Annotated in this window: 19 protein-coding genes and 1 pseudogene; 5 read left to right on the forward strand and 15 right to left on the reverse strand. The window is 38.0% G+C overall.

Translation table 11 applies throughout. The features are described from left to right. Positions 1–248 precede the first annotated feature (248 nt). Positions 249–2828 carry an ATP-dependent chaperone ClpB gene (gene clpB, locus SOI76_RS12295; protein WP_005070314.1) on the reverse strand — a complete coding sequence of 860 codons (2580 nt, stop codon included), beginning with the start codon at positions 2826–2828 and terminating at the stop codon, positions 249–251. Between the two features lie 300 nt (positions 2829–3128). Between clpB and SOI76_RS12300 the strand changes: the two genes are divergently transcribed. Beyond that, positions 3129–3938 carry a M23 family metallopeptidase gene (locus SOI76_RS12300; protein ID WP_104079455.1) on the forward strand — a complete coding sequence of 270 codons (810 nt, stop codon included), beginning with the start codon at positions 3129–3131 and terminating at the stop codon, positions 3936–3938. On the opposite strand, the gene SOI76_RS12305 is transcribed toward SOI76_RS12300, so the two are convergent. From SOI76_RS12305 to SOI76_RS12315, 3 genes are all read right to left on the reverse strand, one after another. Further along, positions 3935–4300, reverse strand: coding sequence for a GNAT family N-acetyltransferase (locus SOI76_RS12305; protein ID WP_104079454.1), 366 nt, complete (start codon positions 4298–4300; stop codon positions 3935–3937). The two genes, SOI76_RS12300 and SOI76_RS12305, sit on opposite strands and share 4 nt — an antisense overlap. A 126-nt stretch (positions 4301–4426) precedes the next feature. Next, a complete protein-coding gene (locus SOI76_RS12310; protein ID WP_002121528.1) occupies positions 4427–4849 on the reverse strand; it encodes an OsmC family protein in 423 nt (140 codons plus the stop codon). Between the two features lie 78 nt (positions 4850–4927). Further along, positions 4928–5047, reverse strand: coding sequence for a hypothetical protein (locus tag SOI76_RS12315; RefSeq protein ID WP_002121587.1), 120 nt, complete (start codon positions 5045–5047; stop codon positions 4928–4930). A 240-nt stretch (positions 5048–5287) separates the two neighbouring features. Between SOI76_RS12315 and crp the strand changes: the two genes are divergently transcribed. Together crp and tas are read left to right on the forward strand one after the other, a co-directional pair. Further along, the gene (gene crp / locus SOI76_RS12320) at positions 5288–5995 is read left to right on the forward strand and encodes a cAMP-activated global transcriptional regulator CRP (RefSeq protein WP_005070320.1); all 708 of its coding nucleotides are present in this window, start codon (positions 5288–5290) and stop codon (positions 5993–5995) included. A 159-nt stretch (positions 5996–6154) separates the two neighbouring features. Continuing rightward, on the forward strand, positions 6155–7204 hold the full coding sequence (gene tas, locus SOI76_RS12325; protein ID WP_057074205.1) for an NADP(H)-dependent aldo-keto reductase: 1050 nt from the start codon (positions 6155–6157) through the stop codon (positions 7202–7204). A 54-nt stretch (positions 7205–7258) separates the two neighbouring features. Here the strand turns inward: tas and SOI76_RS12330 are convergent, their stop codons facing one another. The 6 genes from SOI76_RS12330 to epD form a co-directional block, all read right to left on the reverse strand. Continuing rightward, positions 7259–8038 (reverse strand): M48 family metallopeptidase, encoded by a 780-nt coding sequence (locus SOI76_RS12330; RefSeq protein ID WP_057074204.1) that lies wholly within the window; start codon positions 8036–8038, stop codon positions 7259–7261. 115 nt (positions 8039–8153) lie between these two features. Continuing rightward, positions 8154–8471, reverse strand: a complete 318-nt coding sequence (locus SOI76_RS12335) for a hypothetical protein (RefSeq protein WP_104079453.1) — start codon at positions 8469–8471, stop codon at positions 8154–8156. A 121-nt stretch (positions 8472–8592) separates the two neighbouring features. Next, positions 8593–9912, reverse strand: coding sequence for an adenylosuccinate synthase (gene purA / locus SOI76_RS12340; RefSeq protein ID WP_002121613.1), 1320 nt, complete (start codon positions 9910–9912; stop codon positions 8593–8595). Between the two features lie 64 nt (positions 9913–9976). Then, a complete protein-coding gene (hisZ, locus tag SOI76_RS12345) occupies positions 9977–11143 on the reverse strand; it encodes an ATP phosphoribosyltransferase regulatory subunit (protein WP_014206187.1) in 1167 nt (388 codons plus the stop codon). A 189-nt stretch (positions 11144–11332) separates the two neighbouring features. Continuing rightward, complete coding sequence (locus tag SOI76_RS12350) at positions 11333–12418, reverse strand: hypothetical protein (protein WP_104079452.1); 1086 nt, start codon at positions 12416–12418, stop codon at positions 11333–11335. 166 nt (positions 12419–12584) lie between these two features. Next, on the reverse strand, positions 12585–13604 hold the full coding sequence (gene epD / locus SOI76_RS12355) for a type I glyceraldehyde-3-phosphate dehydrogenase (protein ID WP_104079451.1): 1020 nt from the start codon (positions 13602–13604) through the stop codon (positions 12585–12587). A gap of 270 nt (positions 13605–13874) precedes the next feature. On the opposite strand from epD, the gene alaS reads away from it, so the two are divergent. Beyond that, positions 13875–16511, forward strand: a complete 2637-nt coding sequence (alaS, locus tag SOI76_RS12360) for an alanine--tRNA ligase (RefSeq protein ID WP_104079450.1) — start codon at positions 13875–13877, stop codon at positions 16509–16511. A gap of 286 nt (positions 16512–16797) precedes the next feature. Beyond that, the gene (locus tag SOI76_RS12365; RefSeq protein ID WP_001229159.1) at positions 16798–18003 is read left to right on the forward strand and encodes a tyrosine-type recombinase/integrase; all 1206 of its coding nucleotides are present in this window, start codon (positions 16798–16800) and stop codon (positions 18001–18003) included. A 45-nt stretch (positions 18004–18048) separates the two neighbouring features. Here SOI76_RS12365 and SOI76_RS18705 read toward each other — a convergent pair whose 3' ends face one another. From SOI76_RS18705 to SOI76_RS12385, 5 genes and pseudogenes are all read right to left on the reverse strand, one after another. Next, complete coding sequence (locus tag SOI76_RS18705) at positions 18049–18210, reverse strand: phage baseplate plug protein (protein ID WP_004738659.1); 162 nt, start codon at positions 18208–18210, stop codon at positions 18049–18051. A gap of 2 nt (positions 18211–18212) precedes the next feature. Further along, positions 18213–18808: pseudogene (locus tag SOI76_RS12370) on the reverse strand (phage baseplate protein). Between the two features lie 74 nt (positions 18809–18882). Then, positions 18883–19266, reverse strand: a complete 384-nt coding sequence (locus tag SOI76_RS12375) for a hypothetical protein (RefSeq protein WP_000923744.1) — start codon at positions 19264–19266, stop codon at positions 18883–18885. Next, on the reverse strand, positions 19256–20035 hold the full coding sequence (locus tag SOI76_RS12380) for a hypothetical protein (protein ID WP_004738657.1): 780 nt from the start codon (positions 20033–20035) through the stop codon (positions 19256–19258). Before SOI76_RS12380 ends, SOI76_RS12375 begins: the two co-directional genes overlap by 11 nt. A 420-nt stretch (positions 20036–20455) precedes the next feature. Next, positions 20456–20782, reverse strand: coding sequence for a DUF4282 domain-containing protein (locus tag SOI76_RS12385; protein ID WP_004738655.1), 327 nt, complete (start codon positions 20780–20782; stop codon positions 20456–20458). Between the last annotated feature and the right edge of the window lie 49 nt (positions 20783–20831).

Genomic DNA, 20831 nt, shown 5'->3' on the forward strand with positions numbered 1-20831 from the left:
AAATTGTTATTGTTCGTTATATCGAACAAAATTAACAATTTTTTAAACATGTCGCAATCTTATAAATAGACTTCCCGACCATTAACATTGATCAATTTAAAACCTGAAATATTTCACACATTTTTTGGTGAAGATTCACGTTGTTTTATAGATTTTTATCTCAGACCTATACGACAGTGCCAACTCTATAGAAAATAAAAAAAGAGAATATGTTTCCATATTCTCTTTTCGGTTTTAGCAGAAAAAGCTTAGCTGAGTTTCATTTTATCAAAGACTAAATGACCATTTTCACCTTTAACTAAAATGGTATCACCTGCAACAAAATCACCCGACAAGATTTTTTGAGCTAATGTGTTTTCAATCTGTTGTTGAATCGCACGTTTTAATGGACGCGCGCCATAGACAGGATCGAAACCAGCATCAATCAATAAATCAAAAGCGGTATCATCTACAGTTAAACTCATGTCACGATCAACAAGACGCGAACGTAATCGATCCAACTGAATATCGGCAATACCACGAATTTGTGCTTTTTTGAGTGAATGGAAAATTACAAGCTCATCAATCCGGTTAATAAATTCCGGACGGAAATGCTGACTTACCGCATTCATTACAATAGTACGCACTTCATCGTCTGTTGCACCCTCACCTAGCTCACGTACATCTTGTGAACCTAAGTTCGAAGTCATCACAATTACCGTATTTTTAAAGTCTACTACTCGACCTTGTGAGTCTGTTAAGCGGCCATCGTCCAATACTTGGAGCAAGATATTGAAAACATCTGGATGTGCTTTTTCAACCTCATCAAACAGCACCACGCTATATGGCTTACGGCGAACAGCTTCAGTTAAAACACCGCCTTCTTCATAACCAACATATCCTGGAGGTGCACCAACCAAACGGCTAACAGAATGTTTCTCCATGAATTCACTCATGTCGATACGGATCATCGCATCATCACTGTCAAACAAGAAGTTAGCTAAAGCTTTAGTCAACTCTGTTTTACCAACACCTGTTGGACCCAAGAACAAGAATGAACCACTTGGACGATTCGGGTCAGACAAACCAGCACGTGAACGACGTACTGCATTCGACACCGCAACAACAGCTTCATCCTGCCCAACTACGCGGTCATGTAAAAACTCTTCCATGTTAAGGAGTTTTTCACGCTCGCCTTGCATCATTTTAGCAACCGGAATTCCTGTTGCAGCACTTACAACTTCAGCAATTTCATTTTCAGTTACTTTAGTACGAATGAGTTTTGGCTCTTCGTTCTCTTCTGCAACTTCATCTTGCTCCAGTTGTTTTTGCAACTCTGGGATTACGCCATACTGTAAACGTGCTGCCTCAGCCAAATCACCTTCACGCTGAGCTTTCTCAAAAGCAATACGGGCTTTATCAAGTTCAACCTGAGCCTGTTTAGTACCTTCTACCAAAGTTTTTTCAGACTTCCAGATTTCTTCAAGATCGTTGTATTCTTTCTCGACTTCAGCAATCTGTTTTTCAAGATGAGTGACTTCAGCTTTACTGCCGACATCTTCATCTTTTTTCACAGCTTCCAATTGCATTTTCAACTGGATTAAACGGCGATCAAGCTTATCGAGTGCTTCAGGTTTAGAGTCAATCTCCATTTTAATACGAGAAGCTGCCTCATCAATCAAATCAATTGCCTTGTCTGGTAATTGACGGTCGGTGATATAGCGATGAGACATTTTCGCCGCTGCAATAATCGCAGAGTCTAAAATTTGCACACCATGGTGAGTGGCATATTTTTCTTTGAGTCCACGTAAAATTGCAATCGTATCTTCAACACTTGGCTCATCAACTAGCACTTTTTGGAAACGACGCTCTAAAGCTGCATCTTTTTCAATATATTGACGATATTCATCTAAGGTTGTCGCACCCACACAGCGCAATTCACCACGAGCTAACGCAGGTTTTAACATATTACCTGCATCCATTGCGCCATCGCCTTTACCTGCACCTACGAGCGTATGTAACTCGTCAATGAATAAGATAATTTCGCCTTCGTGTTTTGCCAAGTCTTTTAAAACAGCTTTTAAACGTTCTTCAAACTCACCACGATATTTAGCACCAGCCAGTAATGAACCTAAGTCGAGGGATAGAACACGTTTATTCTTTAACCCCTCTGGCACTTCACCATTCACAATACGCTGTGCCAAACCTTCAACAATAGCGGTTTTACCTACGCCCGGCTCACCAATAAGAACAGGGTTGTTTTTGGTACGACGCGATAACACCTGAATGGTACGGCGAATTTCATCATCACGCCCAATGACAGGATCAAGTTTTCCAGATAAAGCACGCTCTGTTAAATCAATCGTATATTTATTAAGTGAGTCACGTTGGTCTTCGTGATTATTACTCATGACTTTGTCATTACCTCGAATATGTTCAATTACTTTGCGTAAGCTGTCGGGAGTTACACCTACCGCGCTTAAAATATTTTTAGTTTCGCCTGTCTCTGCCAAGCCCAATAAAACCCAGTCAGTTGATAAAAATTCATCACCTGCCTTTTGCGCATATCTGTCTGCCAAATTAAGTGCTTTAACAGCCTCTGGGTTTAAGTTGACATCGCCCGTTGGATTGGCAATTGTCGGCGCATCTTTTATAGCCTGTTCAAGTTTTTGTTTAAGTTCAGGTAAACGCGCACCTGCTTGTTGCAACAAACTAATATTTGATGGCTCTTCTAATAAGGTAGACAAAATATGAATACCTGCGATAGCAGTATGGTCTTTACCCATCGCTAAAGATTGAGCATCTGAGAGGGCTTGCTGCAAGCGGTTTGTAAATTTCTCAAAACGCATTCTTGTTATTCCTCACAACAAATTTGTACTTGTCTAATAGATGGGAACACTTCTTCGGATTTCAAATAAATTTTTATATATTTTTCATAATGTTAATAAAACAATAATGAGTAAAACTCCATTATAATATGGGATTGTTTTGTATATATTTCAAGTACAGTTCAGCTACATTTTATTAAAATGCTTGAATATTTAGATTCATACTTATTCTTACTACGCTTTTCACAAAGTCTTCATTGAGAATTTAGTAATTAAGCTTTAGTTTATCTTGCTAGTTTCCTACTCGTTTTGAAATGAAAAATGCACTTTAAACATATTATATTAACAACGACTTGTCTTTTTACTTCGGCACTGACAATCGCTCAGCTTCCCCAAGATTCCAGAAGACCTGGTGGAATTGCAGTTGTTCCTCTACCTACTGATATTACTCAGGTCACTTTTCAACAAAAGCCTGTTTTAATTAGCCAAGAAGGTCAGCAGCGTTATGCCGTGGTTGGCATTCCATTATCTACTCCAATCGGCAGTATTCAACTCGACACAAATAAAGCCCCGATTCAAATAGAAGTTAAGTCTTATCCTTACGCTGAGCAACGCATTAAAGTCTCGAACCAAGATTATGTGAACCCTAACCACAGTCAATTAGACCGTTACGCTCAAGAAGCAAAAGAACAAAATGATGTGTATAACTCATTTACACAGAGCTCATGGCAAACCCTACCCACATTTATACGCCCAACTTCAGGGAAATTTAGCAACTCTTTTGGAAGAAAGCGCTTCTTTAATGGCGAGGAACGCGCGCCTCACTCAGGTTTAGATATTCCTGCGCCAGTAGGACAAAAAGTTGTTGCGCCCGCAGATGGTGTGGTTATTCAAACTGGATCTTATTTTTTTAATGGACAAACTGTATTGATTGATCATGGCCAAGGCTTAGTCAGCATGTTCTGCCATTTAAGCGCAATTAAAGTAGAGAAAGGCCAACATATCCGACAAGGAGAAACGTTAGGTTTAGTGGGCAAAACTGGACGTGTGACAGGCCCTCACCTGCATTGGGGTATGAGCCTTAATAATGCTCGGGTAGATCCTCAGCTTTTTCTAAATACAGCTCGTTAATTTAAAGCTTTACGAAAATACTTTGGCGCTTCGATATAGCCTTCTCTTAGGTAAAATTGATGTGCCAAAGGTCTTTGCATTCCAGAATGAAGTTCCATTCTGTCACAACCACGTTGTCTTGCTAACCTTTCTGCTTCTTGGACCAGTAAATGCCCTACACCTTTGCTACGCATATTCTCATCAACACACAGATAACATATTTTGGCAAAGTCACCTTGCAAAGCTATTTGCGGAATAAAGTAGAGAGATAAAAAACCATAAATTTTACCCCTCTCTTCAGCAATCAAAATTTGTGAGCTAGCTTCATTATGGAGTATCTCAAATTTTTCTTGAATAAGAGTAAGAGGTTGTGGGTACCCCATCTGTTTAAGTAGATCACATAACAAATATTCACTTTCATTCTTCCTTTTATTTTTTAGTTATTTTTGACAATAAAAAAGCCAACTCTCATGTCAGCTTTTTTTAATTTCTAGCTATCAAAAAATGCCTTATTCCGCTTCAATAATTTCGAAGTCATGTGTAATTTCAACACCACCATCGGAAAGCATTTTACTTGCTGAACAATATTTCTCGGCAGACAATTCAACTGCTTTTGCAACCTGCTTTTCTTTCACAGCTTTACCAGTTACCACAAAATGTAAGTGGATTTTAGTAAACACAGCCGGAATTGCGTCAGCACGCTCAGCTTTTAAATTACATACAACATTCGTCACATCTTGGCGAGATTTCTTTAAAATGGTCACAATATCAAACGAAGCACACCCACCAAGTCCCATTAATATCAATTCCATAGGACGTGGACCACGGTTTTCACCACCATACTCAGGTGAGCCGTCCATGATGACACTATGCCCACTATCCGATTTCGCTTCAAAAGCAACATTCTCTAGCCAATGTACACTTGTTTGCATTGCAACTACCCAAAAAAAATTATAAATTTAAGCAGGGTCTGTTGACATTTCATCTATGGATTGCGTTATAGCTAAAAATTAATCCAAATAAGACGCAAAACCCAGACAATGGCAATCCTTTGTCCAGTTTTGTAATAAAGTTTGTGAAATTTCAGCCATAATCTGAGTTGCAATTAAAGCAGCGCAGGCATAGCGCAAGACCAAGTTATTTTGTACGTTCCATTGTTAAGATCTATTTATTTAGAATGGCTAAATTTCATAGTTCTTATTTGGTACGTCTAAAAGAATTGTCTTATGTTGCAACCATCTGTGAAATGTCAACAGGCCCTTGTTTTGTACACTAACATAAAATGAGTTGATAAGGAATTTCATCTCTTCTGTGTAATAGCTCATCTCGAGCTTGTGTGAATTGTTTACCCTATTCGGAACATATTAAGCATGACTTCAAATTTTTCACAACTCAGCACAGATGCTTTATCTCCGGGGCAACTACCTGAATCCGTTAAAGCATTGTTAAAACGTGCTCACATCAACAGATATCCAAAACGAACCACAATTGTTGATGCCGGAACAGAGTCAAAATCTTTATATTTAATTTTAAAAGGCTCAGTTTCAATTATTTTACGTGAAGATGATGAACGTGAAATTGTTGTTGCGTATTTAAATCCGGGCGATTTCTTTGGGGAAATGGGGCTTTTCGAACCGAACCCTCAACGTACAGCCGAAGTTCGTACTCGCGATGTCTGCGAAATTGCAGAAATTTCATATGACAACTTCCACGAACTTAGCAAACAATATCCAGATTTAAGTTATGCTGTTTTTGCACAATTAGTTCGCCGTCTAAAAAATACGACACGTAAAATGACAGATCTTGCGTTCATTGATGTGTCTGGTCGTATTGCACGTTGTTTAATCGATCTATCTTCTCAGCCAGAAGCAATGATTTTGCCAAACGGTCGTCAAATTCGTATTACTCGTCAAGAAATTGGCCGTATTGTGGGATGTTCACGTGAGATGGTTGGCCGTGTACTCAAAACCTTAGAAGATCAAGGTATGATCCAAACTGATGGTAAAGCCATTCTTATTTTTGATGCATCATTAGAAGAAAACACTGTTTCTGATGATGACTACGACGATGAAGAATAATATTCATTAAATTTTTAATAAAAAGCAAACTTCGGTTTGCTTTTTTTATATGCAACAATGAGTTAATACACAAAACTTACAAACTATTCTAATTTTATGATTTAAGTTGAATACATATTCTCCGTTAGGCTAACTCAAAATTTCCAAGGATTCCGCTGTATGCAATTTAACCCACTTAGTCGCACAGGCCTTAAACTTCCAGAAATTTGTTTAGGCACCATGACATTTGGCGAGCAAAACTCCCAACAAGAAGCTTTTGAACAACTCAATTACGCCTTGGCCAATGGTCTATATTTTTGGGATACGGCAGAGATGTATTCTGTTCCGCCAAAACCTGAAACTTATGGCGCAACTGAAACGATTATTGGCAATTGGTTTGCCCAACACGGACAACGCGATAAAGTTTTTCTCGCATCTAAAATTGCAGGTCCGGGCTTTGGAGGAACACACATCCGAGAAGGCCATACGCGCTTTAACAGCGACCACATTGCCAAAGCCCTAGATGGTTCACTTAAACGCCTCCAAACGGACTATATCGATCTTTATCAACTGCATTGGCCTGAACGTCATACCAACTTTTTCGGTACGCTCGCTTATGGCAATCAGCAAGCTGAAAATGATTACGACACAACACCTCTAGAAGAAACATTACTCGCCCTACAAGAAGAGATTAATCGCGGACGCATTCGCTATATTGGTTTATCAAATGAAACCCCGTGGGGCACTATGAAATTTTTACATTTGGCCGAAAAGCTAGGTGTCAGTAAATTTGTAAGTGTTCAAAACCCATATAGCCTGCTTAACCGTACTTATGAAATAGGTATGTCAGAAATTGCTAAATATGAAGATGTCGGCTTGCTCGCCTACTCTCCTCTGGCTTTTGGTTACCTAACGGGTAAGTTTAGAAATGGCGCTCGTCCTGCTAATGCTCGTGTAACACTATTTCCGCGTTTTAGCCGCTACAGCAACCCTCAAAGCGAATGGGCGACTGAACAATACGCACAGCTAGCAGAAAAGCATGGGCTAAGCTTAACTCAAATGGCCTTAGCTTTTATTAAACAACAATTCTTTGTGACAAGCACAATTATTGGTGCCACTAATTTAGATCAACTCAAAGAAAATATTCAGGCATTTGAGATTGAACTACCAAGTGAAGTTCTAAAAGGTATTGAGGCCATCCATACCCAACAGCCCAACCCTGCTCCTTAAATAAAAAACGGATGCTAAAGCATCCGTTTTCTTTATCTATATAAAATTTACATCTTATCTGCGGCTATTATAAACTGCCATTGCCGCAGGTAGGTTTTTACGCATATCGCCAATACGTTGAGAGTTAGATGGGTGAGTAGACAAGAATGATGAACCACCGCCACCTTCAAGCTTATTCATTTTTTCCCAAAGTGTAATAGCAGCATTTGGATTATAGCCTGCACGCGCCATCAACATTAAACCACCTTGGTCAGCACGACTTTCCAAGCTACGAGAATATGGTAAACCCACACCTACTTGTGTACCTAACTGAGCAGCAGCAGTACCAAGCTGGCCTACATTATTACCCGCATAGCTTAAACCGATACCAAGAGCTAAATCAGTTAAAGCTTGTGCACCGATTTTACTTTTTGCATGCTCTTCTAAAGCATGTGTCATTTCATGACCCATAACAGCTGCAATTTCAGCATCTGTCAGGTTCAATTTATTCACAATACCTGTATAGAACACTACCTTGCCACCAGGTGCAACGTAAGCGTTAATCGTATCTGATTTCAACACCGCTAACTGCCAGCTAAATGGTTGACCAGTCTGATTCATCTGGTTCGCATATGGTTTTAAACGGTTGAATACAGCATTAATACGGTTATATGTACTAGAGCTTGTATCGAGAGCACCCTTACCACGTGCTTCCTGCACCATCTTATTAAAACCTTGAGCAGATTGAGCATTTAAGGTTGCAGTATCTGCGCCTGCCATGTCTGCTACTGTTGCACAGCCAGAAATGGTCATCACACTTGCCGCACACAAGCTTAAAAAGAGTTTTTTATTCATAACATGGATCACCTAAATCGATAAAAAGCTGTTTATTCTTTTGCACTTATTATAAGAAATACCACTCATGCTTTGAATGTCTCATTTCTTCATGATCATAGTATTTATGTAACGATCAAGTCGATAAAGTCATCAAATAAATCCAGAAAATTAAACAGATTATATTTAAGCCCAAATAAACATGGCTTAAGGTCTTAACTTTCTCTTCAAGATTAGGACTTTCTCTTTTCCATAGTAAATAACTATTTTGTATGAGTACTACAGGAATTAACACGCATGCGAATAGAACTGACAAGCTCATAAAAGCAGTCATAAAGAAATCTTTATGATATTCTTGGCCATAAATGACCAACATTGCCATTGTGGGTGAACCACCAATAGCAAATAAAAAAGAATAAAAAATTGTTTTTGAAATAGTTGGTTGCAGCTTCATCCTGAGCCCATCATTCCTTATCTATATAGAACGTTTTAATCTGAATCTAATAAAACGAAAACTGCACTTTAGTCGGGTACAAAAAAGCCCCCTGTCAGGAGGCCTTTTTAATCTTTGCTAATTAAGCAGAGAATGGGTGACGTAAAACGATTGTTTCCGCACGGTCTGGACCAGTTGAAACGATATCAATCGGACATTCGATTAATTGTTCAATACGCTTAACATAAGCCAAAGCATTTGCCGGTAATTGATCGATACTAGTTAAACCAACAGTCGACTCGCTCCAACCAGGCATAGTTTCATAGATTGGCTTCAAGCATTCAAAAGAAACCGCATCTGAAGAACCTACACAACCTGAATCTGTATTTTCATAACCCACACAGATTTTCACTTCTTCTAAACCATCTAAAACGTCAAGTTTAGTTAAGCAAATACCTGAAAGAGAGTTTACATCTACAGAACGGCGAAGAATTTCAGCGTCAAACCAACCACAACGACGTTGACGGCCAGTAGAAGCACCAAATTCATGACCAACTGTACCTAGGTGTTTACCAATTGGGTCACCAGAATCAGCAGCTGCATCGTAAACTAATTCAGTTGGGAATGGACCAGCACCTACACGTGTTGTATAAGCTTTAGTAATACCTAATACATAATCAAGATGTAAAGGTCCCATACCTGAACCGGAGCTTACGCCACCAGCAGTTGTATTTGAACTTGTAACATACGGATAAGTACCGTGGTCGATGTCTAGAAGTGAGCCTTGAGCTCCTTCAAACATTACAGCCTTACCTTCTTTGCGATAGTCATGCAACACTTTAGTAACATCAATCACTAATGGAGCAAGTACTTCACGCCATTGGTTGCAAAGAGCCAATACATCTTCAAATTTAACAGCTTCTACACCGTAGAACTGAGTTAACTGGAAGTTATGTAACTCAAGCATTTCTTGAAGTTTTTCTTCTAATGCCGCGCCACCACGAACAAGGTCAGCAACACGCACTGCACGGCGAGCCACTTTATCTTCGTATGCAGGACCAATACCACGACCTGTAGTACCGATTTTAGCATTACCACGTTTCTTCTCACGTGCCTGATCAAGTGCAATGTGGTTAGGCAAAATGAGTGGACAGTTTGGAGAAATACGTAGACGTTCTTTAACAGGAACACCTTCCGCTTCCAAAATTCCCATTTCTTCAATTAACGCGGCTGGTGAAAGTACTACACCATTACCAATTAAGCACAATACGTTTTCACGTAAAATGCCTGATGGAATGAGGTGCAATACAGTCTTTTTACCACCTACGACAAGAGTATGACCTGCGTTATGTCCGCCTTGATAACGTACTACCGCAGCCGCCTGATCTGTGAGCAGGTCGACGATTTTACCTTTACCTTCGTCGCCCCATTGGGTACCAAGTACCACAACATTTTTGCCCATAATAGCCTCATTACATCATGCTGTTAAAATTGGAAACCACCAGTAAAAAACTTACCGTTGGCAATTAAATCTTTTCAATATTCCATTGTCCATTTTGCGACACGAGTTGATGGGTCGCATATGGAATAGAACTTAAATCATCATTACCTAACAATTGAACTACACGTAAACCTTGAGCGCGTGCATTCGAAATTGCTGAGAGTAAATCCTGTTCTGAGCCTTTTGGAGCAACAACAGTTTCGATTTCGGCGAACTGATTTGCACCTAAGGCATATAAATCACAACTAAAGCCAGTAGCAGGACGTGCACGACCAAAGTGCTCACCAATACCATCGTAACGGCCACCCTGTGCTAAAGGTGCAGCACGGTTCGGTGCATAGACTGCATACATTAAGCCAGTGTGATAGTGATAACTGCGTAGCTCTACAACATCAATACCGATATTGAGATTTGGCCAACGGCCTTTAATTTGCGCAAGTGTAGTTTTAAGTGCATCTAATGCTGACTTAAATTCAGCATCTTGTAAGATGTTTGCACTTAAATTCGCCTGCAATGCTTCTAGATCACTAGAATAACGGCCAAGTGCATAGAAATCAGAACCCATATTGAGGTTTTGAGTAAATTCAGCTAACTCTGGTAACGCTTTTCTTTGATAAAGATCTGAAAGCTCATGCTCTTCATTTTTTGACAGTCCAGCACATTTTACTAAACTGCGGAACAACCCTACATGACCCAAATCTAAATGCGCGCCTTGTAAAGTATAGATGTTCTCGATCAACCCCAGCATAACATCGACCATTTCGACATCAGCTTCGATACTGTCATGCCCGTATAACTCTGCACCTAATTGTAGAGGTGCACGTGTGGCATTGAAATTTTGTGGTTTAGTATGTAATACAGTCCCTGAATAACAGTAACGTGCAACGCCTTCAACTGGTCTTACATGTGCATCGATACGTGCAACTTGTGGCGTCATATCAGCACGAACACCGAGTAAACGGCCTGAGAGCTGATCAATGACCTTAAAAGTTACTAAATCTAAGTCTTGATTTGATTCTGATAATGAAGACAACGATTCGATGTATTCGATAAATGGTGTATATACCAATTGATAACCTCGTACCGCGAGGAAATCTAAAGCTTCACGGCGAAGTTTTTCAATGACTTGCGCCTGTTCCGGCAATACATCTGCTACCCCGTCAGGCAGCAACCATGTCTCTGAAATGGTCATATTTCAAGCCTAAAATCTGATCAACGTGGAACGACCCCACATAAAAAAATCGGGAACACACCCGATTTCTCTTAGTGTAGCATGATACTTTGTGCCATGCACCTGACAATTTGCATAAATCTTTCTTAATAAACTCTAAAGTCAAAAAGAAGATTTAATGAATTAATAATAATATTCAATACCTTATTCTCATTCACTCATATCATAGACAAAAGTTCTTCGACCAAAGAATGGGCCAATATCTGAACTATCACCTGGTTGCCAGTTAACTAAATTTAATCTTTGAATAGCTTGAGCTGCTTGAGTATTAAAAGCAAAACAACCTTTTTCAAGATTTGCGATTTTTAGCTTTTGTCTGAAAGCAATTAATGAATGCACATTATTAAGCGGGTTATCTTCTATAGAATACAAATGAGACTTTTCATACGCTAAATTTCTATCAGCATCCCACCGACTACTTGATATAAAATTAATAAAAAAAGCAGACTGGTTATTATTATTTCCCAATGCGCTTTGAATATCACCAGTTTCTAAGTTTTCTAAAACAGTTAAGTTATAGCCGTACCACCGCGAATTTAGAAGTCTAAAATACTTTTTATCTAGACCTAGGTTATTATATCTTTCGATGATTGACTGCTTTTTCTCACTAAACAATGGATTTGAATCAAAACCAGATATATCTGAAATATAAGATTGATTCCATTGAGTCTCTTTTAAACGATAACAATAACTATTTTTTGGAAACCTAACATTCTTATAATTTTGGTAGAAGTCTATTAAATTTTTATCAAGTTGATTGTGAAGGCCCGTTTCTAAATTTTTATTTTCTTTATAGCCCGGCAATACACGGTCAAAGATATTTTCGCCATCCAACTTTACAATTTCAAATTTTAAATTCTTTTTCAAATCAGGTGTTAATTCATAAGTCCAACTGCTAGATGTTAACCTTTTCACAGTATGTGTTTGTAAGGTCCCTTTATTTAAAAATTTCTGTTCAGTTAAAATTTCAGTTTCTAGCGGCTGGTTATGTGACTTTGCAAAAAATATTTCATTATTCTTAATTGGATATTGAGTAATTTCAAAAGAATCATTATAGATACCTGAAGAAATATCAGAAGGTTGATAATAGACTTGGTAAATTTTGTCTTCTTTTTCTAAATTATTTTCAGCTTGATCATGGGTATTTTGATCTGAGCCTTCACCACCACAAGCAGCTAAAATAATAGTAGATGTAAAAATTAAAAAACCACTTATTCTTTTTGAGTTAAATTTCATATGAACTCTATAATTAAAATTTTAATGTTTGCGAATCATACAAATAGATATAATTTTACACAACACTAATATTTAGAATTTTAGTTATTTGAGCTTTTTATACTTCAAATTAATAATTATAAAAAGGATGTTTATTCAAAACATCCTTTATTACTTAAATTCAATTTTAGAAAGAATCACACAGATCTAATAATCGGTTTGCATAACCCCATTCATTATCATACCAAGCAAATACTTTAGCTTGATGCCCCACAACCATAGTCTGAGTTAAATCAACAATCAGTGAATAAGGTGAATGATTAAAATCACTTGAAACCAATGGCTCATCTGTTACTGCCATAATTTCTGCATAGTCTGTTTGAGATGCTTTAATGAGTAACTCATTAATATGATGCACAGTAATTGGAGATTGCGCGATAAAAGTTAAGTCAATTGCAGCTACGTTAATAGTCGGTACCCGAATTGAATAACCATCAATACGGTCTTCCATCTTAGGCATAACACGTTTTAATGCACCGAGTGCACTTGACGTGGTCGGGATAATATTTTGCCCTGAAGCTCTAGCGCGACGTAAATCACGATGTGCGTGGTCAAGAACAGATTGATCTGCCGTCATTGCATGAATTTCTGTCATAAGTGCAGTTTCAATACCGAAAGCGTCATCAATGATTTTTACTAATGGAACCAAAGCCTGAGTAGTACATGAAACACTTGATATGATCTGATCAGTCACTTTGACTTCATTATGGTTCACACCATAAACAATGGCTGCATCGACATGATCAAAAGGTGCTGCCCCAATAATAACCCGCTTCGCCCCTGCTTGTAGATGACGTGTCGCATCCGCATGAGAACGGAACAGTCCCGTACACTCAAGTACCACATCAATATCTAAACTAGACCATGGTAAAAGTTCAGGTTGTTTCTGCTTTAAAACCTCAACTTTTAGCGTTCGTTGATTTGACTGAATATTCAGAAAAACTTTTTCATTTTCAATCAATATGTCTACATTTCCATTGAAACGGCCATGCGTAGAATCATATTTAAATAAATGCACTAACGTCTGGACATCTGCTATATCGTTAATCGCCACGATTTCAAAATGAAATTGTTTTGGGCTTTCGAACCAGGCACGTAAAACATTACGTCCAATCCGACCAAACCCATTAATGGCGATACGTTGCATGACCAATCCTTATCAACAAAACTACAAACTAAAGAAGGCATATAGTAAAGCACGTCGTAGCCAATTGAATATAGATTTTTAGCCAAATCACAGTTTTGTAAGATATTCCTTTTAAAATCGTTGGTTCGGTGGGGTTTTTCCGCTACAATTTAGCGTTTTTAAAAAATAAGCCCCGTATCACATGCTAAGGTTTGGCATAAAACAAACAGGCATTGATACTTTTAGCCAAATTCGAAAATATGGAGTGACTTGGTTGTGAGTACTCGTTTAATGACATCTGCTGAAATTCGTGAAGCATTTTTGCGCTACTTTGAAACGCAAGGGCATACACGTGTCGCGTCGAGTTCTCTTGTTCCTGCCAACGACCCAACTTTATTATTTACAAATGCTGGGATGAACCAGTTTAAAGACTGCTTTTTAGGTCTTGAGAAGCGTGACTATGTACGTGCAACAACATCACAAAAATGTGTACGTGCTGGTGGTAAACACAATGACTTAGACAACGTTGGTTACACTGCTCGTCACCATACATTCTTTGAAATGTTAGGTAATTTCTCATTTGGTGATTATTTCAAACGTGATGCACTTAAATTCGCATGGGAATTTTTAACCAGCGAACAATGGCTTGCTTTACCAAAAGATAAACTTTATGCCACGGTTTACCACACCGATGACGAAGCTTACGACATCTGGAACAAAGAAATCGGTTTAGCGCCAGAACGTATTATCCGTATTGGTGATAATAAAGGCGAAAAATACGCATCTGACAACTTCTGGGCAATGGGTGATACTGGCCCATGTGGTCCATGTTCTGAGATTTTCTTTGACCATGGTGATCACATTTGGGGTGGTTTACCAGGCTCACCTGAAGAAGACGGTGACCGTTTCATTGAAATCTGGAACAACGTTTTCATGCAGTTTAACCGTACTGCTGATGGCGTGCTTCATCCTCTCCCTGCTCCATCTGTTGATACAGGTATGGGCTTAGAGCGTATCTCTGCTGTATTGCAACATGTTAATTCAAACTACGATATTGACCTGTTCCAACACTTATTAAAAGCTGCTGCCAACATTATTGGTATTGAAGACCAAGGTCAGCCTTCTTTACGTGTTGTTGCAGACCATGCACGTTCATGTTGTTTCCTCATTGCTGATGGTGTAAACCCAAGTAATGAAGGTCGCGGTTATGTACTTCGCCGTATTATCCGCCGCGCTGTGCGTCACGGCAATAAACTTGGTGCAACTGGTACGTTCTTCTACAAAATGTTGCAGCCTTTAATTGAAGTTATGGGCGATGCATATCCAGAACTTGCAGCTCGTAAAGATGTGATTGAAGCAACTTTAATTCGTGAAGAAGAACAGTTCGCTAAAACACTTGAGCAAGGCTTAAAACTACTTGAAGGTGAGCTTGCTCAATTAAAAGATAAGACGATTCCTGGTGCCACTGTATTTAAACTTTACGACACTTACGGCTTCCCGACAGACTTAACTGCTGATATTGCACGTGAACGTGACTTTATTATTGACGAAGCTGGTTTTGAAGTAGAAATGGCAGCACAGCGTCAACGTGCTCGTGATGCTGGTAAGTTTGCAGTTGACTACAACAACATTGTAAAAGTTGAAGGCGAAACTCAGTTTGACGGTTACATCAACACCATTGGTCAAGGTCAAATTGTAGCGATCTATAAAGATGGCGTACAAGTTGACGAAGTTTCTGAAGGTGATGAAGCACTTATCGTTTTAAACCAAACTCCTTTCTATGCTGAAAGTGGTGGTCAGATTGGCGATACAGGTATCTTCAAAAATGAAACTGGTATTTTTGAAGTTCAAGATACTAAAAAGTCAGGTGGTGCCTTTGTTCATCAAGGTATTGTGACTGTGGGTAGTCTTAAAGCAGATCAAAACGTTGAAGCAATTGTTAAAGCAGACATTCGTGAAGCAACTGCACGTAACCACTCTGCAACTCACCTATTACATGCTGCCCTTCGTCAAATCTTAGGTTCACATGTACAACAAAAAGGTTCTTTAGTTGCAAGCGATATCTTACGTTTCGACTTTGCTAATGACCAACCTGTAACTTTTGAACAGTTACAACAAGTTGAGCGTTTAGTGAATGCAGAAATTATTGCAAACAGTGCTGTAACAACCGAACTTCTTGACATTGAAGCTGCAAAAGCTAAAGGTGCCATGATGTTGTTCGGTGAAAAATATGGTGATGAAGTACGTGTACTTTCTATGGGTTCAATTATTGATGAGAAAAACTTCTCAATTGAACTTTGTGGTGGTATCCACGTTAAACGTACAGGTGATATTGGTTTATTCAAAATCACTTCTGAAGGTGGTGTAGCTGCTGGTGTACGTCGTATTGAAGCTGTTACAGGTACTAAAGCGCTAGATGTAGTACAAAAAACTGATGCTGATATCCAGCACATTAATGGCTTATTAAAAGCACAGAAAGACCAAACTGTTGAGCGTGTACAAGCCAATGTTGAATTGGTTTCTGCATTACAAAAGCAGATTGAACAGCTCAATCAGAAATTGGCAAACTTCCAAGCGTCAGAATTGATTGATCAGGTACAAACCATTGCTGGTCGTCAAACGCTTATTACCACTGTCCAAGGTGTAGATGCAAAATCACTTCGCAACTTACACGACAGTGTTAAATCGAAATTAGAGAATGCAGTTATTGTGTTAGCTGGTGTAGAGGGTGACAAAGTCAGCCTACTTGCTTCAGTTGCATCACAATACACTGCAACTCTAAAAGCAGGTGACATCATCAAACATCTAGCAACCGAGTTAGGTGGTAAAGGTGGTGGTAAACCTGACTTAGCACAAGGTGGCGCGCCACTTAACGAGAAGTTTGGACAAGTTATCGCAGCATTACCTGCATGGCTTGAACAAAAATAAGACTTCACTTTTTGTGTAACTGACCCTGAAAAGCCTCTCAGGGTCATGGCTTATATGGAACAACTATGGCATTAATCGTTCAAAAGAATTAATGCCATTTAGCCACTCTAAGACACACCAAGACAAAAACTACAATAAAAGCCTTATTTCTCAATATTTCCCTCGTTTTTAATATAGACATACTAAGACATTTTAGGACAGAATAAGCCTCATCAATTATGTACACATACGTGTACATATTCGCACTTATCTCTTAATTGACTAAAAATATGTACACAGGTGGACTATGGCTTTAACTGAAGTGTGGCTGAAAGCTAATAACGGCAAGGCACGTGATAAAGTTGAAGAAATAGCAGATCGGGACTCAATGAGTGTCAGGATCTCACCTAAAGGGAAAATTGTTTTTCAGCTTCGGTACCGTTTTGCTGGAAAAGCCGAACGCTTAGATCTGGGCACCTACCCTCATATGTCACTCAAAGATGCACGCATGAAAGCTGGCGAAATGCGGTCACTTTTAGATAAAGGAATGAATCCTAAAGTTGAGGTTCGTGTACAGCAGCAAAAATACATTGATGCCAGCACATTTGAAGAAGTTTTTAATGACTGGTATGAAAGTTATTGCCTGAAGAAGAAAACTTCTGCCCAGCAAATTAGGAATACCTTTGAGCAGCATGTAATTCCTGAAGTTGGCGATTTACCAGTTGATCGCATTACTTTACAGCAATGGTTGGCCTTACTTGAAGAGTTGGCGGATGATGTGCCTTCAATTGCAGATCGCGTATTAACGAATGCAAAACAGGTTCTGAAGTGGGCCAAAAAAAGACAACTACTTGAAGTAAATGTTCTATCTGATATCTATGCTAAGGAAGATCTAGGTATAGAGCGAAACAGAGGAACAAGATTTCTTTCTGATGAAGAAATTAAGATGGTTTTGATGGCTATTGAAGAATCAAATATTTTGCCTAAAAACAAAATTTTCTTAAAACTATGTTTAATGTTTGGCTGCCGTAATGGTGAGCTTAGAAAAGCTAAAAAGACAGATTTTGATTTAAATAGAAAGGTCTGGATTGTACCGGTGATTAACAACAAGACTGGTAAGAAAACTGGTCGTGAAATCATTCGCCCTATTTTGCCTGAAATGGAGGCATTAATTGTTGAAGCTTTTGAATATAGCTCTTGTGAGTACTTCTTAACTAATGACAGTGAAGAAACACCTATGAGTCATGGATCCTCTAATTCATTACCTGGTTACTTAATGGAGCGACTCAGAAGACATCATGACTATCATATGAAGCATTGGTCTCTTCATGACCTAAGAAGAACAGCACGTACTAATTTCAGTGCTTTTACATCGCGTGATGTAGCACAACTCATGATTGGCCATGTAATGTCAGGTGAACAAGGTACTTATGATTATTACGAATATTTACCACAGCAAACAGAAGCATATGCAAAGTGGTTGGAAAAATTAAAAGAACTAACCGAAGAGTAAATAAAATTAGCTCTTTTGCTTCTTACTAAACTTCCACCAAGTTTTTTATAATAGACCTCTACTACGGGCAATTGGTTCAGCATTTGCTTGATAGATATCTAAGTACCATCTTTTGAGATAAACCAATTTAAGCTGGTAATTCACCTTATTTAGTTTGATAAAAAATTTCTGGTTCCGATCGAGTAAAGGGATTTCATATAACACCATATTTACTTACCACTCATTAATGAACTAAAAGCATCTACAGCTGGCCCTAAAACAGTATTCAATACTGAAGAGTTAACTTGTTTCGGTTGCTTGGTGCCAGAATCAACAACATCAGAAGTTACTTCGGGGTTCTTTTGATCAACGATTGAAACCAGCGTTTCTTTTGTGGAAACAATAAAGACTTTTTAAACACAATATCGATCATCAAAGCATTTTCGGACGTTTCATCAGTGACATTCTTTAATGACTTAATCAACATGTCCGTATAAAGGCGTTTACCATTAGAAATAATAAGTCGTTGACCTTGTAAGGCCTGCAACCCCTGATAAATACCAAGAAGTGACAAATCTGCCCCGATAAATGTATTACCTATTAGCCCGTTCATTCTGCCAGCACTCTCAGACCAGCCAATTTTCATTGTTACTTCTGGTGGTGCTTTATAGCAGTGGTCAGAAATCGGTGAACCCTTTTCTACTGGATGCTCTGTTATTACAAGCTCATCAGAGTGGTTTTCTTCAATAACAACATCAGCAAATAAACCCATTATTGAACGATGACCACCAAACAATAGTGAGCCAACTGTTTCAGTGATAGCCATGCTTTTCTCCAGACAATAAAAAACCGCCTTAAGGCGGTATTAGAAGAAATCAATTTATAGAGATAAATTAAATATTAATTTTTAGATTTACACTCATCTAAAATTTTTAATATTTTTTCGCACTCAGTTATCGCTTCATCAGCATCAGATTGATGGCATTCGTCAGCTAAATGATAATCTGCCATTACACGTCTGGAATGGAAAGTTAACATTTTATATCCAAGCCCCTTTAACCTCTGAGTTTTTTCACTTAAAAGTGTTTTACTCACCCTTTCGTGGGAACCACCCTTAACTTTATCAATATCAATATTTAAATCTTCTTCAACAAAGTTCTTAACTTCATGATACGCACAATAATAAGCACGACTGATACACGATCTTGCATCAGCCTCATTGCTAGTATCTAGTTTTTTTGAAAATTCGAGAAATTCTAAAGCTTCCATTCTTTCAAGCAACATCTCTACTTTCTTGGTGATCAAAACTAAAATAAATTGATATTTTTAGAAGATCATCAAGGGGAATTTCTGCCTTAATAACGTTTTCCACAAAGTCATCGTTTAATTCAGAAATATCATCTGCAGTTAAGTGTTCAGGATAGATTATTGTATTTATCATATCATCTAACTTACAAGCTGCGATTTTAGTCTGAGTATAAAATTTTGAGTACAATACTAAATCACTGAGATTTATCATTGATCTATATGAACTCACTGACACTCCAATTTGCTCAATAAATTCAATATTTTCATTAACTTTTAGAATAGTTTCTTCAATTAATGGTAAATACAAATCCGTATTAATATTTAGTTTTGTTACTAATGTTCTGATTTCATTTAATACATCTGGATATATTAAAGAATTGGATAAAGTTAAAATTCTATCCAAAGTTTTTGCACTTGGCTCAATATTGAATGCTTTAACTAAATAACTTAGAGCATCTTCACCCTTTCCAAGCATTAACAATGCTTGAGCATAATCACATAAAACCAAACTATTTTCATAATTTGATAAAGCAAGAGCTTGCTCAAAGTTTTTCTTAGCGATTTCGAAATTATTTTCGTAAACACCAATGATCGCTAATATTCTTTTACTATCAACAATATCACTTTCTGCCAATGATTTAGCTTGGGTCTTCCATCTATGAATAGTGAACTCAGAAGCATTTTTGCGACCAAAAACACCAATCTGGTCAAGTATTTCATGTGCTCTTTTCTTTGGAGCAAGCATACCCATCACCTATTTATCATTGAAAACAACCCTTAAAAAAATTTGGATTGTACAATCCAATAATAACATGAAAAATTTCCCGTTACGATCCCTCAAAATTCTTAAAGAAGGATCTCATTTTTCACCAATAATGTGTTAATGTTCTAGTAATTTATGAAATTATTCAGAGAACTTAATAAGGAAATATAAAATGTGGAAAATAATTATACCTGTTTTGGTCTTGTTCTCTCTGAGCTACGAAATTGAGGGAAAAACAATTTTTAAGCATATTGGTGACTATGTCGCATCAAGTATTATTAATGATATTCACAAAACTAATAAACAAATTGATAAACAAGCTGCAAACTCGAATAGTTAAAAATTCTATTTCCCGGGCAATAAAAAACCTACCGATTGGTGGGTTTTGATTCAAATAAAAGTTTAGAGTGGTGAATTGTAACTCTTACCAAGTTTCTCAAGTAGGTCAGCAGTTCTTCTTGTATTTTGTTGAATCTTGAATATAACCACCCAAAATTCAGCCCAAAGACGAACTATCACCGAACCAAAAATTAAAATACATATACCAACAAAGACACCCAAAGAGCCTGATGTGTATGGGCTTGCTGCTTCTGGAGGTAGACTATTGCCACCTAATCCCCCAGCAATCATAACGCCCCCCGTAATCCATACACACAAAAGTAAGATCCAGTATGCAAATGTAACGATCTTGGTTGACAAAACGGCATCTAAAAACAGGATACTTTTCATTTTTCCTCTTATCATGTATATAGTTAAACTATTACATAATAATCTATTG

The organism is Acinetobacter pittii (assembly GCF_034064985.1).
GTDB lineage: Bacteria > Pseudomonadota > Gammaproteobacteria > Pseudomonadales > Moraxellaceae > Acinetobacter > Acinetobacter pittii_H.

Bases quoted from the DNA above. Each gene is read 5' to 3' on its own strand.
- clpB (WP_005070314.1), bottom strand. From the start codon at position 2,828: ATGCGTTTTGAGAAATTTACAAACCGCTTGCAGCAAGCCCTCTCAGAT.
- SOI76_RS12300 (WP_104079455.1), top strand. From the start codon at position 3,129: ATGCACTTTAAACATATTATATTAACAACGACTTGTCTTTTTACTTCG.
- SOI76_RS12305 (WP_104079454.1), bottom strand. From the start codon at position 4,300: ATGGGGTACCCACAACCTCTTACTCTTATTCAAGAAAAATTTGAGATA.
- SOI76_RS12310 (WP_002121528.1), bottom strand. From the start codon at position 4,849: ATGCAAACAAGTGTACATTGGCTAGAGAATGTTGCTTTTGAAGCGAAA.
- crp (WP_005070320.1), top strand. From the start codon at position 5,288: ATGACTTCAAATTTTTCACAACTCAGCACAGATGCTTTATCTCCGGGG.
- tas (WP_057074205.1), top strand. From the start codon at position 6,155: ATGCAATTTAACCCACTTAGTCGCACAGGCCTTAAACTTCCAGAAATT.
- SOI76_RS12330 (WP_057074204.1), bottom strand. From the start codon at position 8,038: ATGAATAAAAAACTCTTTTTAAGCTTGTGTGCGGCAAGTGTGATGACC.
- SOI76_RS12335 (WP_104079453.1), bottom strand. From the start codon at position 8,471: ATGAAGCTGCAACCAACTATTTCAAAAACAATTTTTTATTCTTTTTTA.
- purA (WP_002121613.1), bottom strand. From the start codon at position 9,912: ATGGGCAAAAATGTTGTGGTACTTGGTACCCAATGGGGCGACGAAGGT.
- hisZ (WP_014206187.1), bottom strand. From the start codon at position 11,143: ATGACCATTTCAGAGACATGGTTGCTGCCTGACGGGGTAGCAGATGTA.
- SOI76_RS12350 (WP_104079452.1), bottom strand. From the start codon at position 12,418: ATGAAATTTAACTCAAAAAGAATAAGTGGTTTTTTAATTTTTACATCT.
- epD (WP_104079451.1), bottom strand. From the start codon at position 13,604: ATGCAACGTATCGCCATTAATGGGTTTGGTCGGATTGGACGTAATGTT.
- alaS (WP_104079450.1), top strand. From the start codon at position 13,875: ATGACATCTGCTGAAATTCGTGAAGCATTTTTGCGCTACTTTGAAACG.
- SOI76_RS12365 (WP_001229159.1), top strand. From the start codon at position 16,798: ATGGCTTTAACTGAAGTGTGGCTGAAAGCTAATAACGGCAAGGCACGT.
- SOI76_RS18705 (WP_004738659.1), bottom strand. From the start codon at position 18,210: ATGGTGTTATATGAAATCCCTTTACTCGATCGGAACCAGAAATTTTTT.
- SOI76_RS12375 (WP_000923744.1), bottom strand. From the start codon at position 19,266: ATGTTGCTTGAAAGAATGGAAGCTTTAGAATTTCTCGAATTTTCAAAA.
- SOI76_RS12380 (WP_004738657.1), bottom strand. From the start codon at position 20,035: ATGCTTGCTCCAAAGAAAAGAGCACATGAAATACTTGACCAGATTGGT.
- SOI76_RS12385 (WP_004738655.1), bottom strand. From the start codon at position 20,782: ATGAAAAGTATCCTGTTTTTAGATGCCGTTTTGTCAACCAAGATCGTT.